This is a genomic window from Aquimarina sp. U1-2 (assembly GCF_017897595.1).
In the GTDB taxonomy this organism is placed as follows: Bacteria; Bacteroidota; Bacteroidia; order Flavobacteriales; family Flavobacteriaceae; genus Aquimarina.
This window is the reverse complement of the sequence record NZ_JAGKIK010000113.1, coordinates 1-357: the sequence shown is the minus strand read 5'-3', so window position 1 is coordinate 357 and position 357 is coordinate 1. Positions and strand designations below refer to the sequence as shown.

General features: G+C 45.7%; 2 tRNA genes. Both read left to right on the top strand.

The features are described from left to right. Nucleotides 1-25: 25 nt before the first annotated feature. A tRNA-Ile gene (locus J8281_RS19270) sits at nt 26-99 on the top strand. A gap of 171 nt (nt 100-270) precedes the next feature. Further along, nucleotides 271-344 (top strand) — tRNA-Ala (locus J8281_RS19265). Nucleotides 345-357 lie beyond the last annotated feature (13 nt).

Sequence of the window (357 nt, the reverse complement as noted above, 5' to 3'; positions counted from 1 at the left end):
AAGAAACCGATAACCAAAGGGTAACAGTCTCATAGCTCAGCTGGTTAGAGCGCTACACTGATAATGTAGAGGTCGGCAGTTCGAGTCTGCCTGAGACTACAGGGCAAGCAGAGGCTTGCGCTTAAAGCCTTAAGCTTATTGCTTAAAGCTTTATAAAGTTCATTAAATATTGAAAGGAAATTCTAGAAGTTGGGATTCCAGTTTACAGTACGCAGTTAGCAGTACGCAGTAACTGAATACTGAATACTGTCCACTGCCGACTTAAAGGACGGGGGATTAGCTCAGCTGGCTAGAGCGCTTGCCTTGCACGCAAGAGGTCATCGGTTCGACTCCGATATTCTCCACGACTAATTCTGG